The 14373-nt window shown below is 60.2% G+C and carries 16 protein-coding genes; 6 read left to right on the top strand and 10 right to left on the bottom strand.

Annotation, left to right across the window (positions count from 1 at the left end):
* Positions 1–80: 80 nt before the first annotated feature.
* From infA to trxB, 4 genes are all read right to left on the bottom strand, one after another.
* Positions 81–299 (bottom strand): translation initiation factor IF-1, encoded by a 219-nt coding sequence (gene infA / locus AC3WMT_RS18080; RefSeq protein WP_002553999.1) that lies wholly within the window; start codon positions 297–299, stop codon positions 81–83.
* A 112-nt stretch (positions 300–411) separates the two neighbouring features.
* The gene (locus AC3WMT_RS18075) at positions 412–1119 is read right to left on the bottom strand and encodes an arginyltransferase (protein ID WP_103306781.1); all 708 of its coding nucleotides are present in this window, start codon (positions 1117–1119) and stop codon (positions 412–414) included.
* A 57-nt stretch (positions 1120–1176) separates the two neighbouring features.
* The gene (gene aat / locus AC3WMT_RS18070; RefSeq protein ID WP_103306780.1) at positions 1177–1857 is read right to left on the bottom strand and encodes a leucyl/phenylalanyl-tRNA--protein transferase; all 681 of its coding nucleotides are present in this window, start codon (positions 1855–1857) and stop codon (positions 1177–1179) included.
* A 63-nt stretch (positions 1858–1920) separates the two neighbouring features.
* Positions 1921–2880, bottom strand: coding sequence for a thioredoxin-disulfide reductase (trxB, locus tag AC3WMT_RS18065; RefSeq protein WP_103306779.1), 960 nt, complete (start codon positions 2878–2880; stop codon positions 1921–1923).
* 263 nt (positions 2881–3143) lie between these two features.
* On the opposite strand from trxB, the gene AC3WMT_RS18060 reads away from it, so the two are divergent.
* From AC3WMT_RS18060 to cysG, 6 genes are all read left to right on the top strand, one after another.
* Positions 3144–5585 carry a DNA translocase FtsK gene (locus tag AC3WMT_RS18060; RefSeq protein ID WP_166223936.1) on the top strand — a complete coding sequence of 814 codons (2442 nt, stop codon included), beginning with the start codon at positions 3144–3146 and terminating at the stop codon, positions 5583–5585.
* A gap of 67 nt (positions 5586–5652) precedes the next feature.
* A complete protein-coding gene (lolA, locus tag AC3WMT_RS18055; protein ID WP_103306777.1) occupies positions 5653–6273 on the top strand; it encodes an outer membrane lipoprotein periplasmic chaperone LolA in 621 nt (206 codons plus the stop codon).
* A gap of 163 nt (positions 6274–6436) precedes the next feature.
* Complete coding sequence (locus AC3WMT_RS18050) at positions 6437–7759, top strand: replication-associated recombination protein A (protein WP_064117801.1); 1323 nt, start codon at positions 6437–6439, stop codon at positions 7757–7759.
* Complete coding sequence (gene crcB, locus AC3WMT_RS18045) at positions 7759–8133, top strand: fluoride efflux transporter CrcB (protein WP_103306776.1); 375 nt, start codon at positions 7759–7761, stop codon at positions 8131–8133. The genes AC3WMT_RS18050 and crcB overlap by 1 nt, the downstream gene beginning before the upstream one ends.
* A gap of 15 nt (positions 8134–8148) precedes the next feature.
* Positions 8149–9429 (top strand): serine--tRNA ligase, encoded by a 1281-nt coding sequence (serS, locus tag AC3WMT_RS18040; protein ID WP_103306775.1) that lies wholly within the window; start codon positions 8149–8151, stop codon positions 9427–9429.
* Complete coding sequence (gene cysG, locus AC3WMT_RS18035) at positions 9430–10824, top strand: siroheme synthase CysG (protein WP_103306774.1); 1395 nt, start codon at positions 9430–9432, stop codon at positions 10822–10824.
* 50 nt (positions 10825–10874) lie between these two features.
* On the opposite strand, the gene AC3WMT_RS18030 is transcribed toward cysG, so the two are convergent.
* The 6 genes from AC3WMT_RS18030 to tusD form a co-directional block, all read right to left on the bottom strand.
* Positions 10875–11876: a glutathione S-transferase family protein gene (locus AC3WMT_RS18030; protein ID WP_103306773.1), complete on the bottom strand. Its 1002-nt coding sequence runs from the start codon at positions 11874–11876 to the stop codon at positions 10875–10877.
* Between the two features lie 92 nt (positions 11877–11968).
* The gene (locus tag AC3WMT_RS18025; protein WP_103306772.1) at positions 11969–12970 is read right to left on the bottom strand and encodes a glycosyl transferase family protein; all 1002 of its coding nucleotides are present in this window, start codon (positions 12968–12970) and stop codon (positions 11969–11971) included.
* Entirely contained in the window at positions 12967–13302 is a 336-nt protein-coding gene (locus AC3WMT_RS18020; RefSeq protein ID WP_103306771.1) for a TusE/DsrC/DsvC family sulfur relay protein, read from the bottom strand. Before AC3WMT_RS18020 ends, AC3WMT_RS18025 begins: the two co-directional genes overlap by 4 nt.
* Entirely contained in the window at positions 13299–13592 is a 294-nt protein-coding gene (gene tusB / locus AC3WMT_RS18015) for a sulfurtransferase complex subunit TusB (protein WP_103306770.1), read from the bottom strand. Before tusB ends, AC3WMT_RS18020 begins: the two co-directional genes overlap by 4 nt.
* Positions 13592–13948: a sulfurtransferase complex subunit TusC gene (tusC, locus tag AC3WMT_RS18010; RefSeq protein ID WP_103306769.1), complete on the bottom strand. Its 357-nt coding sequence runs from the start codon at positions 13946–13948 to the stop codon at positions 13592–13594. Before tusC ends, tusB begins: the two co-directional genes overlap by 1 nt.
* Before the next feature lies 1 nt (position 13949).
* Positions 13950–14342 carry a sulfurtransferase complex subunit TusD gene (gene tusD, locus AC3WMT_RS18005; RefSeq protein WP_103306768.1) on the bottom strand — a complete coding sequence of 131 codons (393 nt, stop codon included), beginning with the start codon at positions 14340–14342 and terminating at the stop codon, positions 13950–13952.
* Positions 14343–14373: the final 31 nt, after the last annotated feature.

Genomic DNA, 14373 nt, shown 5'->3' with positions numbered 1-14373 from the left:
CCCCAAGACCCCAAGACCCCAACCAAATCGCAGACAAACAAAAACGCCCGGCATAAACCGGGCGTTCTGTATTGACTTGATTAACGAGCGCGGTAAGTAATGCGCCCTTTGCTCAAATCATAGGGCGTCAGCTCGACGCGCACTTTGTCACCGGTAAGAATACGAATGTAGTTCTTGCGCATCTTGCCGGAAATATGCGCGGTTACGACGTGCCCATTTTCCAACTCCACACGAAACATGGTGTTGGGCAGGGTGTCGACGACAGTGCCTTCCATTTCGAAGCTGTCTTCTTTCGACATGCAGTAAAGCCCTCGGTATCCAATGAATGGCCCGGTGCAACTGCGCCAGGCAAAAGCGGCGTGCATTGTGCCCGAAAAATGGTGTTTACGCCAAGGGGTTTACGGCTTGTGTTCAGTTCAAGATGACCCAACGCTGATTAATCAGCAGTTCGATAGGGCGATATTGGGTCTTGTAGTTCATCTTTTTGCAGTTTTTGATCCAGTAACCCAGGTACACCGCCTCAAGCCCCAGGCGCTGGCTCTCGGCGATTTGCCACAGGATGGCGAAACGGCCAAGGCTGCGGCGTTCTTCGGCCGGTTCGTAAAACGTGTACACCGCTGACAGGCCGTTAGGCAGCAAATCGGTCACCGCGACAGCCAGCAACCGTCCGTCGAGACGAAACTCGTAAAAACGCGAGAAGGGCAGATCGCGCACCAGAAAAGTCGAGAATTGATCACGGCTCGGTGGGTACATGTCGCCGTCGGCGTGACGCTGTTCGATGTAGCGCTGATACAGATCGAAGTATTCTTCACTGAACTGGGGTTTGGCCGGGCGCACCTGCAAATCGGCGTTGCGCTTGAAAATCCGTTTCTGCTGACGGTTGGGGGTGAACGGCGCCACGGGAATGCGCGCAGGCACGCACGCATTGCAATTCTGGCAATGGGGGCGATACAAGTGATCGCCGCTGCGACGAAAGCCCATTTCCGACAGGTCTGCGTAGACATGCACATCCATGGGCTGACTTGGGTCGAGAAACAGGGTCGTGGCCTGCTCCTCAGGCAGATAACTGCAAGAGTGAGGCTGAGTGGCATAAAACTTCAAGCGCGCCAACTCGGTCATGATCAACCCTCGGGATAAGCTGGTGAATTAAGTGTAAGCCACGCGCGCAAAAGTCGCTCAGCAAACCCAGGTGGCGTGATTGGGTTGATCCAGATGTCGGGCCAGATAGTTGGCGAATTCGAGGCGGGGAATCGCCCGAGCGCCGAGGCTGTGCAGATGGTCGGTTGGCATCTGACAGTCGATCAGCACAAAACCCGAGTCCTTCAGATGCCGCACCAGTGTGGCAAAGCCATATTTGGAGGCATTGTCGGCGCGGCTGAACATCGACTCACCAAAAAACAGTCGCCCCATCGCCAGCCCGTACAGGCCGCCGACCAATTCGCCCTGATCCCGGACTTCGACAGAATGGGCGAAGCCGCGACGATGCAGTTCAACGTAGGCGTCCTGCATGGCTTCGGTGATCCAGGTGCCATCGGCGTAATCCCTGGGCGCGGCGCAGGCACGGATCACCGCCTCAAAGTCCTGATCGAAGGTGACCTGGTAGCGTTCCTTGCGCAGCAGTTTGCTCAGGCTGCGTGAGACGTGCAGTTCGTCGGGAAACAAAACCGTGCGGGGATCCGGCGACCACCAGAGAATCGGCTGGCCTTCGGAAAACCACGGAAAGCAGCCATGGCGATAAGCCTGAATCAGACGATCGGCGGACAGATCGCCACCTGCGGCGAGCAATCCATTGGGGTCGCGCATGGCCTTTTCCAGTGGAGGAAAAGTCAGGGAGTTGCGTTGTAACCAAGTCAGCATGGCATCCAGGCTTGCAGAAGGGGAGGGCGGTGCGGGCTGTTTGGCCCGCGATAAAGTGTGCCGTTAAATGACCGGAATGTCGTCCAGATACTTCTCGGCATCCAGCGCCGCCATGCAGCCGGCGCCGGCTGAGGTCACTGCCTGGCGATACACATGGTCGGCGACGTCGCCGGCGGCAAACACGCCGGGGGTCGCGGTGGACGTGGCGTCGCCGTCGCTACCGCCCTTGATCAGCAGATAGCCGTCGCGCATGGGGAGTTGACCCTGGAACAGGTCGGTGTTGGGTTTGTGACCGATGGCGATGAACACGCCGGCCAGCGCCAGTTCACGGGTTTCGCCGGTGTGGCTGTCACGCAAACGCGCGCCAGTGACGCCGCTGGCATCGCCAAGCACTTCATCGAGATTCTGGTTCCAGTGCAGGCGCACATTGCCGGTGGCGGCTTTCTCGAAGAGTTTGTCCTGAAGGATTTTCTCCGAGCGTAATTTGTCGCGGCGATGGATCAGGTGGACTTCTTTGGCGATGTTGGACAAGTACAGTGCCTCCTCGACGGCAGTGTTGCCGCCGCCGACCACCGCGACCACCTGATTGCGATAAAAGAAGCCGTCACAGGTCGCACAGGCGGAAACGCCTTTGCCGGCGAAGGCTTCCTCCGATGGCAGGCCGAGGTATTGCGCCGAAGCACCGGTGGCAATGATCAGGGCATCGCAGGTGTAGGTGCCGCTGTCCCCGACGAGTTCGAACGGGCGCTGTTGCAACTTGGCGGTGTGGATGTGGTCGTAAACGATCTCTGTGGCAAAGCGTTCGGCGTGTTTCTGCATGCGCTCCATCAGCACCGGGCCGGTGAGGCCTTCGACGTCGCCGGGCCAGTTGTCGACTTCGACCGTGGTGGTGAGCTGGCCGCCGGCCTGCAACCCGGTAATCACCACGGGTTTGAGGTTGGCGCGGGCGGCGTATACGGCGGCGCTGTAACCGGCCGGGCCGGAGCCGAGAATGATCAGGCGTGAATGCTTCGCTGCGTTCATCAAATACACCTCATAAGCCTTTGTCACAAAAGGTAATGCATGCTCAAATTGAACCGCAGGTCTTGTCGGCTTGGCTATGCTCAACACTGGGGTTTGAAGCATGGCATCAAGCGCACAAACCCGTACAATGCCGGGCTGTTACAGAATATTCGCCGCGCGCCGTGTTTATAAAACCCTGAGCGCAGTGTTAAAAGTAGTCTCAGTTGCACCCGTTAACTTTTTTACCTGCCTGGATTGGGCAGTTTTTTATCGTCATTCAATAGATGGACGCGCCTCGGCGCAGGAAAAGTAGCGTTTTGAAGAAATCCACCGAAGCACCAAAAACAGTCGTTCCGCTCTGGCGCCAACAGTTGCACTACCGGCTCAAGGAAGGTGCATTGATCGCCATCGGCGCTCTGTGCCTGTTCCTGATGATGGCGTTGCTGACCTACGGCAAGGACGATCCGGGCTGGAGCCACAACAGCAAGATCGACGACGTGCAGAATTTCGGCGGCCCGGCGGGCTCCTACAGCGCCGACATCCTGTTCATGGTGCTCGGCTACTTCGCCTACATTTTCCCGTTGCTGCTGGCGATCAAGGCGTATCAGATCTTCCGTCAGCGCCACGAGCCGTGGCAGTGGAGCGGCTGGCTGTTCTCCTGGCGCCTGATCGGTCTGGTGTTTCTGGTGCTCTCCGGTGCCGCGCTGGCGCACATTCATTTTCATGCCGCGACCGGTCTGCCGGCCGGTGCCGGTGGCGCACTGGGCGAAAGCCTTGGCGATCTGGCGAAAAACGCCCTGAACATTCAGGGCAGCACGCTGCTGTTCATCGCCCTGTTCCTGTTCGGCCTGACCGTGTTTACCGATCTGTCGTGGTTCAAGGTGATGGACATCACCGGCAAGATCACTCTCGACCTGTTCGAGCTGTTCCAGGGCGCGCTCAACCGCTGGTGGTCGGCGCGTACCGAACGCAAGCAACTGGTGGCGCAACTACGTGAAGTCGATGACCGCGTGCACGATGTGGTCGCCCCGACGGTGACTGACAAGCGTGAGCAGGCCAAAGTCAAAGAACGCCTGATTGAACGTGAGCAAGCGCTGAGCAAGCACATGTCCGACCGCGAGAAGCAGGTCCCGCCGGTCATCGCTCCGGCACCGGCCAAGGCTCCAGAGCCGAGCAAGCGCGTGCAGAAAGAGAAACAGGCACCGTTGTTCGTCGACAGCGCCGTGGAAGGCACCTTGCCGCCGATCTCGATTCTTGATCCTGCGGAAAAGAAACAACTCAATTACTCGCCGGAATCCCTGGCTGCGGTCGGCCACTTGCTGGAGATCAAGCTCAAGGAGTTCGGCGTCGAGGTCACGGTGGATTCGATCCACCCGGGCCCGGTCATTACCCGTTACGAAATCCAGCCTGCGGCCGGCGTCAAGGTCAGTCGCATCGCCAACCTCGCCAAAGACCTTGCACGTTCTCTGGCCGTGACCAGCGTGCGAGTGGTCGAGGTGATTCCCGGCAAGACCACCGTCGGTATCGAGATCCCCAACGAAGACCGGCAGATCGTGCGCTTCTCCGAAGTGCTGTCGACGCCCGAGTACGACAACTTCAAATCGCCGGTCACTCTGGCGCTGGGCCACGACATCGGCGGCAAACCGGTCATCACCGACCTGGCGAAGATGCCGCACTTGCTGGTGGCCGGTACGACCGGTTCCGGTAAGTCGGTGGGTGTGAACGCGATGATCCTGTCGATCCTGTTCAAATCCGGCCCGGAAGACGCCAAGCTGATCATGATCGACCCAAAGATGTTGGAACTGTCGATCTACGAAGGCATTCCGCACTTGCTCTGCCCGGTTGTGACCGACATGAAGGACGCCGCCAACGCCTTGCGCTGGAGCGTTGCCGAGATGGAGCGTCGCTACAAACTGATGGCGAAAATGGGCGTGCGTAACCTGTCCGGCTTCAACGCCAAGGTCAAGGAAGCCCAGGACGCCGGCGAGCCGTTGAGCGATCCGCTGTACAAGCGCGAAAGCATTCACGACGAAGCACCGCTGCTGCAGAAGCTGCCGACCATCGTCGTGGTGGTCGACGAATTCGCCGACATGATGATGATCGTCGGCAAGAAGGTTGAAGAACTGATCGCCCGTATCGCCCAAAAGGCGCGGGCGGCGGGTATTCACTTGATCCTCGCGACCCAACGACCTTCGGTGGACGTGATCACCGGTCTGATCAAGGCCAACATTCCGACGCGTATGGCGTTCCAGGTGTCGAGCAAGATCGACTCGCGGACCATCATCGACCAGGGTGGCGCCGAACAACTGCTCGGTCACGGTGACATGCTCTACATGCCACCGGGCACCAGCCTGCCGATCCGCGTTCACGGCGCCTTCGTTTCCGACGATGAAGTCCACCGTGTGGTCGAAGCGTGGAAACTGCGCGGCGCGCCGGAATACAACGATGACATCCTCAACGGTGTCGAAGAGGCGGGCAGCGGCTTTGAAGGCAGCAGCGGCGGTGGTGATGGTGATGATCCGGAAGCCGACGCACTGTATGACGAAGCCGTACAGTTCGTGCTGGAAAGCCGCCGCGCCTCGATTTCCGCCGTACAGCGCAAGCTGAAGATCGGCTACAACCGCGCCGCCCGGATGATCGAAGCCATGGAAATGGCTGGCGTCGTCACCTCGATGAACACCAACGGTTCCCGTGAAGTCCTGGCCCCGGGCCCGGTGCGCGACTGATTGCAAAAGCAAGAGGCGGGACAATGATGTCCCGCCGCTCTCCCAACGAGTATTCAAGAGGACTCCCATGCGTCTTATCCGCATGCTGCTGCCAGTACTGGCTTTGACCACACTCACGGCCCACGCCGATGACAAGGACGTGGCTCGTTTGACCCAATTGCTGGAAACATCCAAGACCCTGAGCGCGAACTTCTCGCAACTGACCCTCGACGGCAGCGGCACTCAGTTGCAGGAAACCACCGGCGACATGACCCTGCAGCGTCCTGGCCAGTTCTACTGGCACACCAATGCGCCGGCCGAGCAGACCATGGTCTCCGATGGCAAGAAAGTTACCCTGTGGGACCCGGATCTTGAGCAAGCCACCATCAAGAAGCTCGACGAGCGCCTGACTCAGACGCCGGCACTGCTGTTGTCCGGTGACGTATCGAAGATCAGCCAGAGCTTCGACATCAGCGCGAAAGAGGCGGGCGGTGTAATCGACTTCACCCTCAAGCCGAAAACCAAGGACACCCTGTTCGACAACCTGCGCCTGTCGTTCCGTAACGGTCTGCTCAACGACATGCAACTGATCGACAGCGTCGGTCAGCGCACCAACATCCTGTTTACCGGGGTCAAGGCCAACGAGCCGGTGCCGGCATCCAAGTTCAAGTTCGACATCCCGAAGGGTGCGGACGTGATTCAGGAATAAACATATGATTTGTGGGGTCGAGCCTTTGTGGTGAGGGGATTTATCCCCGATTGACTGCGCAGCAGTCACCTTTTTTGGGGCCGCTTCGCAGCCCATCGGGGATGAATCCCCTCGCCACAGGGTTTTCCACAAAATTCGAAATTCGAGGTTTCAACGGTACGTGATGGATTTGTTTCGCAGTGCACCGATTGCTCAGCCACTGGCCGCGCGTTTGCGTGCGACCAATTTGGATGAGTACGTCGGTCAGGAGCACCTGCTCGCTCGCGGCAAGCCTCTGCGTGAAGCGCTGGAGCAGGGTGCCCTGCATTCGATGATCTTCTGGGGCCCGCCGGGTGTGGGCAAGACCACACTGGCGCGGTTGCTCGCGGAAGTCTCGGATGCACACTTTGAAACGGTCTCGGCGGTGCTCGCCGGGGTCAAGGAGATCCGTCAGGCCGTTGAAATCGCCAAGCAGCAGGCCGGCCAGTACGGCAAGCGCACGATTCTGTTTGTCGATGAAGTACACCGCTTCAACAAGTCTCAGCAGGATGCGTTCCTGCCCTACGTTGAAGACGGCACGCTGATCTTCATCGGCGCCACCACCGAAAACCCTTCGTTTGAACTGAACAACGCGCTGTTGTCGCGGGCTCGCGTCTATGTGCTGAAGAGCCTCGACGAGGCGGCGCTGCGCAAACTCGTGCACCGCGCCCTCACCGAAGAGCGCGGCTTGGGCAAGCGCAACCTGACGCTCAACGACGAAGGCTTCCAAATGCTGCTGTCGGCCGCCGATGGCGACGGCCGGCGTCTGCTCAATCTGCTGGAGAACGCGTCGGACCTGGCCGAAGACAACAGCGAGATCGGCACCGAACTCCTGCAAAGCCTGCTCGGCGACACCCGTCGGCGGTTCGACAAGGGCGGCGAAGCGTTCTACGACCAGATCTCCGCACTGCACAAGTCGGTGCGCGGCTCCAACCCCGACGGTGCGCTGTACTGGTTTGCGCGGATGATCGACGGCGGCTGCGATCCGCTTTATCTGGCCCGACGCGTGGTGCGCATGGCCAGCGAAGACATCGGCAATGCCGATCCGCGCGCCCTCAGCCTGTGCCTGGCCGCATGGGAAGTGCAGGAACGTCTCGGCAGTCCGGAAGGCGAGTTGGCGGTGGCGCAGGCCATTACCTATCTGGCCTGCGCACCGAAAAGCAACGCGGTGTACATGGGCTTCAAAACGGCCTTGCGCGCCGCCGCTGAAAACGGCTCGCTGGAAGTGCCGTTGCACCTGCGCAACGCGCCGACCAAGCTAATGAAACAATTGGGCTACGGCGACGAATACCGCTACGCCCACGACGAACCGGATGCGTATGCCGCCGGCGAAGATTATTTTCCGGAAGAACTCGAGCCGATTCCGTTCTACCAACCGGTGCCCCGAGGCCTTGAGTTGAAGATCGGCGAGAAGCTCAACCACCTCGCGCAACTCGACCGTTTAAGCCCAAGACAGCGGAGAAAATAGTGCTTCCATTGATCATAGCGGTCTCCGTCGGCGGGATTGCCGGCACATTATTGCGCTTCGCCACTGGCAATTGGGTCAACGCCAATTGGCCGCGGCACTTCTATACCGCGACGCTGGCCGTTAATATCGTGGGCTGCCTGCTGATTGGCGTGTTGTACGGCCTGTTTTTGATACGCCCGGAAGTGCCGATCGAGGTGCGTGCCGGGTTGATGGTCGGCTTCCTCGGGGGGCTGACGACTTTTTCATCCTTTTCACTGGATACGGTGCGCCTGCTGGAAAGCGGGCAAGTGTTGCTGGCCCTCGGCTATGCGGCACTCAGCGTATTCGGCGGGCTGCTCGCGACGTGGGCTGGCCTGTCCTTGACCAAACTTTGATAACGAGAAACCGACATGCTCGATTCCAAACTGTTACGTAGCAACCTTCAGGACGTAGCGGACCGCCTGGCTTCCCGTGGCTTTGCCCTGGATACCGCGCGCATCGAAGCGCTGGAAGAACAGCGCAAGACCGTCCAGACCCGCACCGAAGCACTGCAGGCTGAGCGTAATGCGCGTTCCAAATCCATCGGTCAGGCCAAGCAGCGCGGCGAAGACATCGCGCCGCTGATGGCGGACGTCGAGCGCATGGCGGGTGAGTTGAGCGCCGGTAAAGTCGAGCTGGACGCGATCCAGACCGAACTGGACTCGATCCTGTTGGGCATCCCGAACCTGCCGCACGAATCCGTTCCGGTCGGTAAAGATGAAGACGACAACGTCGAAGTGCGCCGCTGGGGCACCCCGACGACCTTCGACTTCGAAGTCAAAGATCACGTTGCACTTGGCGAGAAGTTCGGCTGGCTGGATTTTGAAACCGCCGCCAAGCTCTCCGGCGCACGTTTCGCGCTGTTGCGTGGCCCGATCGCCCGTCTGCACCGCGCTTTGGCGCAGTTCATGATCAACCTGCACGTCCACGAGCACGGCTACGAAGAGGCTTACACGCCTTATCTGGTTCAGGCGCCGGCGCTGCAAGGCACCGGTCAATTGCCGAAGTTCGAAGAAGACCTGTTCAAGATCGCCCGCGAAGGCGAAGCCGATCTGTACCTGATCCCGACTGCCGAAGTGTCGCTGACCAACATCGTTGCCGGCGAAATCGTCGACTCGAAACTGCTGCCGATCAAGTTCGTGGCGCACACGCCGTGCTTCCGTAGCGAAGCCGGTGCGTCGGGCCGTGACACGCGCGGCATGATCCGTCAGCACCAGTTCGACAAGGTTGAAATGGTCCAGATCGTTGAGCCATCGACTTCGATGGAAGCGCTGGAAGGCCTGACCGCCAACGCCGAGAAAGTCCTGCAACTGCTGGGTCTGCCTTACCGCACCCTGGCACTGTGCACCGGCGACATGGGCTTCGGCGCGGTCAAGACTTACGATCTGGAAGTGTGGATCCCGAGCCAGGACAAGTACCGCGAAATCTCGTCGTGCTCCAACTGCGGCGACTTCCAGGCCCGCCGTATGCAGGCGCGTTTCCGCAACCCGGAAACCGGCAAGCCTGAACTGGTGCACACCCTGAACGGTTCCGGCCTGGCGGTGGGCCGTACCCTCGTTGCCGTGCTGGAAAACTACCAGCAGGCCGACGGTTCGATCCGTGTGCCGGACGTACTGAAGCCGTACATGGGTGGCCTTGAGGTCATCGGCTAAATGAAATATCTGCCGCTGTTTCACAACCTGCGCGGCAGTCGTGTGTTGGTCGTCGGTGGGGGGGAGATTGCCTTGCGCAAATCCCGCCTGCTGGCCGATGCCGGTGCGCTGCTGCGGGTGGTCGCACCTGAAATTGAAACGCAACTGCGCGAACTGGTCGCCGCCTCAGGTGGTGAATGCGTGTTGCGCGGTTACGTCGAAGCGGATCTGGACGGTTGCGGGCTGATCATTGCCGCCACCGACGATGAAACGCTGAATGCGCAAGTCTCCAGTGATGCCCATCGGCGCTGCGTGCCGGTCAACGTGGTCGACGCGCCGCAGTTGTGCAGCGTGATCTTCCCGGCGATCGTCGACCGTTCGCCGCTGATCATTGCGGTGTCCAGCGGTGGCGATGCGCCGGTGCTGGCGCGGCTGATTCGCGCCAAGATCGAAACCTGGATTCCGTCGACCTACGGTCAGTTGGCCGGGCTCGCCGCACGTTTCCGCAATCAGGTTAAAAACCTGTTTCCGGATGTGCAGCAGCGTCGCGGGTTCTGGGAAGACGTTTTTCAGGGGCCGATTGCTGACCGGCAACTGGCCGGGCAGGGCACCGAAGCCGAGCGTCTGCTGCAAGCCAAGATCGATGGCGAAGCGACAATCACCACCGGTGAGGTTTATCTGGTCGGCGCCGGCCCGGGTGATCCTGATCTGCTGACGTTCCGTGCTCTGCGGCTGATGCAGCAAGCCGACGTGGTGCTGTACGACCGCTTGGTGGCGCCAGCGATTCTTGAGTTGTGCCGTCGCGATGCCGAGCGGGTTTACGTCGGCAAGCGTCGCGCCGATCACGCGGTGCCGCAGGATCAGATCAACCAGCAACTGGTCGATCTGGCCAAGGCCGGCAAGCGTGTGGTGCGGTTGAAGGGTGGTGATCCGTTTATTTTCGGCCGTGGCGGCGAAGAGATTGAAGAGTTGGCCGCGCATGGGATTCCATTCCAGGTGGTGCCGGGGATTACGGCGGCCAGTGGTTGCGCGGCGTATGCCGGGATTCCGCTGACCCATCGTGATTACGCGCAGTCCGTGCGCTTCGTTACCGGGCATTTGAAGGACGGTTCCACCGATCTGCCATGGGCCGACCTTGTCGCTCCGGCGCAGACGCTGGTGTTCTACATGGGCCTGGTGGGGTTGCCGGTGATTTGCGAGCAGTTGATCAAGCACGGTCGTGCGGCGACTACCCCGGCGGCGCTGATTCAGCAAGGCACCACGGTCAATCAGCGGGTCTTTACCGGCACGCTGGCGGATTTGCCGCGACTGGTGGCGGAGCATGAAGTGCATGCGCCGACATTGGTGATCGTTGGGGAAGTGGTGCAACTGCGCGAAAAACTGGCTTGGTTTGAAGGGGCTCAGGCGCAGGTTTGAAAAACCGAGTCGCCCCATTCGCGAGCAGGCCTTCAAAAACACCGCATCAATTAACCCCGGCGCCAAACCCCTTTGCCAGCCAACCGCGCCCGATCATGGGCCTCCGTGAAATCCTGCTCCGGCCCCTTCGGCACAATTCCCGTCGGATTGATGGTCTTGTGACTGCCGTAGTAGTGGTTCTTGATGTGCTGGAAATCCACCGTCTCGCCAATCCCCGGCATCTGATACAGCTCACGCAGCCAGTTCGACAGATTCGGATAGTCGGCAATCCGCCGCAGGTTGCACTTGAAGTGGCCGTGATACACCGCGTCAAAACGGATGATCGTGGTGAACAGGCGAATATCCGCTTCAGTCAGGTACTCACCACTTAAATAACGGTTGGCACCAAGCACCCGCTCCAGATGATCCAGCTCGGCAAACACCCCGTCGAAGGCTTCTTCATAAGCCTGTTGCGAAGTCGCAAAGCCTGCGCGATACACGCCGTTGTTCACCGCCGGATAAATCCGCTTGTTCAACGCGTCGATCTCACCGCGCAGCGGCGCCGGGTAGAAATCCAGATCGTTGCCGGTCAAGTCATCGAACGCGCTGTTGAACATGCGGATGATCTCCGCTGATTCATTGCTGACGATGCGTTTGAGCTGCTTGTCCCACAACACCGGCACCGTCACGCGACCGGTGTAATCGGCCGTGTCAGCGGTGTAGCGCTGATGCATGAAGTTAAAACCGTCGAGCTTGTCACCGGTCGAGCCGAGCGCCGTGTCGAAGGTCCAGCCGTTTTCCAGCATCAGCCAACTGACCACCGACACGTCGATCAGACTTTCCAGGCCTTTGAGTTTGCGCAGGATCAACGTGCGGTGCGCCCACGGGCAGGCGAGGGAAACATAAAGGTGATAGCGCCCGGCCTCGGCGGCAAAACCGCCTTCGCCACTCGGGCCGGGCTGGCCGTCAGCGGTCACCCAGTGGCGACGTTTCGCCTGTTCGCGCTGGAACGCGCCATCCTTGCTGCTTTCGTACCACTTGTCCTGCCAGCGGCCATCGACTAACAAACCCATGTTCAAGACTCCTGAGAACCAATAATCATTGGAGCCGAGTCTATTCCGATGAGTTCGAACAAAAAGCGCAAAGATCGGGCGCGAATGATCGGTTAAATCGATTTGTCCCGCGCGGCCCAGTATTGCTCGGCGGTTTCGAAAGCCTGTTCACGGCTTTGCCCCAGACCTCGCAGCGCCAGCGCCATGGTCGAGATCAGCGCCATTTGCGGATAGCTGTCGACCACCTCGCCGCGCCACACCGCTTTCAAATGCTCGATGTCCAGCGAGGCTGGTTTGACGTGGCGTTGTGCCGACAGCTGTGGCCATTCCTCGTCCCAGCTTGCGCCGCCGCGAGTACCGTAGAGATGGCTGTCGGCATCCGGGTTGATCTCGATTTCGCCGCCATCGCCTTTCACCACAATCGCGGTATCGCCCAGCAAGCCGCTGGCATCACGGTGCACGGCCTGATAGCCGGGATGGAAGATGCTTTGCAGCCCACAGCGGGCGCCCAGCGGGTTGAGAATCCGCGCCAGCGAGTGGATCGGCGAGCGCAAGCCCATGGTGTTGCGCAGGTCGATCATCTTTTGCAGCTGTGGCGCCCAGTCCATCAGCGGCATAAACGCGAGGCCACCGTTGTCCAGCGCGTCGCCGACCTGCTGCCAGGTGCGGCACAACGGGATGTTCAGCTCTCCCAGCAATTGTTCCGTGTACAGGCGCCCGGCGGTGTGCGCGCCGCCGCCGTGCATGAAAATGCGCACGCCGTTCTGTGCCAGGCATTTCGCCGCCAGCAGATACCACGGCAGATGGCGCTTTTTGCCGGCATAGGTCGGCCAGTCCAGATCGACGTTCAGTGCCGGCGCCTGCAAACGAGCGCGCAGGGCCTCGGTGAAACCGGCCATTTCCTCGGCGCTTTCTTCCTTGTGCCGCAGCAGCATCAGGAAGGCGCCGAGCTGGGTGTCCTCGACTTTGTCGTCGAGCACCATGCCCATGGCTTCGCGGGCCTCTTCTCGGGTCAGATCGCGGGCGCCGCGCTTGCCTTTGCCAAGGATTCGCACGAATTGGGCGAACGGATGTTCGGCAGGCGTTTCGAGGGTCAGCGCTGGGAAGTCGGTCATAAGCAATTCGTCGGTTTGGGCAGGCCCGCCAGTTTCGCGGCGAGTTTGGCAGGGGTGCCTTTGAACAGTCGGTTCAGGTGCAGGCTGTTGCCTTTGTCCGGGCCGAGTTTCAGCGCGGTGTACTTGATCAGCGGGCGGGTCGCCGGGGACAGCTGGAATTCGGCATAGAAGCTGCGCAGCAGTTCGAGGATTTCCCAGTGGTCGGCAGTCAGTTCGATATCTTCGGCGGCAGCGAGGGCGCTGGCGACGTCATGTGACCAATCGCTCAGCTCAACCAGAAAGCCATCCTTGTCCAGCTCGATGGCGCGGGCGCCGACGGTCATGGAATTCATAGCCAGCTGTTGACCTTGTCGTGGTGGATCGTCAGTTCGACGAAGGCCGGGTAATCGATGGCTTCGGCCCAGTCCGGAATCGACACGGCGCGGGCCTGCACGTCTTCCTCCAGCACGAACAGTTTTATCTGGCGGCTTTGCAACGCCGCAAGCAGCGCGGTATCCGGTTGCAGTGCGTAAACCGCGTCACCGCTCAGCAGCAAAGCATCAGCACTGCCGATCAAGCGCAGGCAACTGGTCAGGCGATCGTCGCCGAACGGGGAATGAGACAACATATGCAAAGTCGACATCAGAGGGTAATCACCTGATCGTAACGGTCAATAAGGGCGGTGATTTGCTCGGCGGCGAGCGGTTGTGCCTCATCCAGCGAGAGGTTTTTCAGCCCTCGGTCACTGGCGCTGTCGGCGCAGTAAAACAGCTCTTCGACACCGAACATCGGCAGTGCTTGCAGGTTGGCGCTGAGGTCTTTCTGCTGCAAGGCCTTGGCGTTCTGCCCAGCGGCCAGTTGCAGCACGCCGTCATCCAGAAACAGCAGACCGATCGGCAGATCGAAGGCGCCGCCGGCCAGCACGATGTCCAGCGCTTCGCGGGCACCGGGGCCGGACCATGGCGATTGACGGCTGATGATCAACAGGGATTTGGCCATCTCACGCACCTCCGAAACAGATCAGGCGATCGGCGTCTTGCACCGCATCATGCAACTGACCGAGGCCGGACAATTCCCACGGCGCACTGACCGACACGGCCTCACGCTGATAGCGTTTGGCTTCTTCGCCGTTGAGCACGCCTCGGCGCAGGGCCGCGGCGATGCACACCACGCCATCCAGCTTCTGCTCGCTGATGAACGTGCGCCATTGCTTGGGCAAGTCCAGTTCATCCTGCGGGGTGACCACCGCGTCGGAGGCGTTGTAGACGCCATCCTGATAGAAAAACAGCCGGACAATCTCATGCCCGCCGGCCAGCGCAGCTTGCGCAAACAGCAGGGCACGGCGCGAGGAGGGCGCATGGGCGGCGGAAAACAACGCGATGGCGAACTTCATGACGGACTCGATTAGCAAAACTGCGGCCATG

It is taken from the genome of Pseudomonas sp. FW305-7 (assembly GCF_058786735.1).
The sequence above is the reverse complement of the archived record's forward strand: the minus strand, read 5'-3'. Positions and strand labels throughout refer to the sequence as shown.

Coding starts and splice junctions, on each gene's coding strand:
- infA (WP_002553999.1), bottom strand. CDS start 299: ATGTCGAAAGAAGACAGCTTCGAAATGGAAGGCACTGTCGTCGACACC.
- AC3WMT_RS18075 (WP_103306781.1), bottom strand. CDS start 1,119: ATGACCGAGTTGGCGCGCTTGAAGTTTTATGCCACTCAGCCTCACTCT.
- aat (WP_103306780.1), bottom strand. CDS start 1,857: ATGCTGACTTGGTTACAACGCAACTCCCTGACTTTTCCTCCACTGGAA.
- trxB (WP_103306779.1), bottom strand. CDS start 2,880: ATGAACGCAGCGAAGCATTCACGCCTGATCATTCTCGGCTCCGGCCCG.
- AC3WMT_RS18060 (WP_166223936.1), top strand. CDS start 3,144: ATGGACGCGCCTCGGCGCAGGAAAAGTAGCGTTTTGAAGAAATCCACC.
- lolA (WP_103306777.1), top strand. CDS start 5,653: ATGCGTCTTATCCGCATGCTGCTGCCAGTACTGGCTTTGACCACACTC.
- AC3WMT_RS18050 (WP_064117801.1), top strand. CDS start 6,437: ATGGATTTGTTTCGCAGTGCACCGATTGCTCAGCCACTGGCCGCGCGT.
- serS (WP_103306775.1), top strand. CDS start 8,149: ATGCTCGATTCCAAACTGTTACGTAGCAACCTTCAGGACGTAGCGGAC.
- cysG (WP_103306774.1), top strand. CDS start 9,430: ATGAAATATCTGCCGCTGTTTCACAACCTGCGCGGCAGTCGTGTGTTG.
- AC3WMT_RS18030 (WP_103306773.1), bottom strand. CDS start 11,876: ATGGGTTTGTTAGTCGATGGCCGCTGGCAGGACAAGTGGTACGAAAGC.
- AC3WMT_RS18025 (WP_103306772.1), bottom strand. CDS start 12,970: ATGACCGACTTCCCAGCGCTGACCCTCGAAACGCCTGCCGAACATCCG.
- AC3WMT_RS18020 (WP_103306771.1), bottom strand. CDS start 13,302: ATGAATTCCATGACCGTCGGCGCCCGCGCCATCGAGCTGGACAAGGAT.
- tusB (WP_103306770.1), bottom strand. CDS start 13,592: ATGTCGACTTTGCATATGTTGTCTCATTCCCCGTTCGGCGACGATCGC.
- tusC (WP_103306769.1), bottom strand. CDS start 13,948: ATGGCCAAATCCCTGTTGATCATCAGCCGTCAATCGCCATGGTCCGGC.
- tusD (WP_103306768.1), bottom strand. CDS start 14,342: ATGAAGTTCGCCATCGCGTTGTTTTCCGCCGCCCATGCGCCCTCCTCG.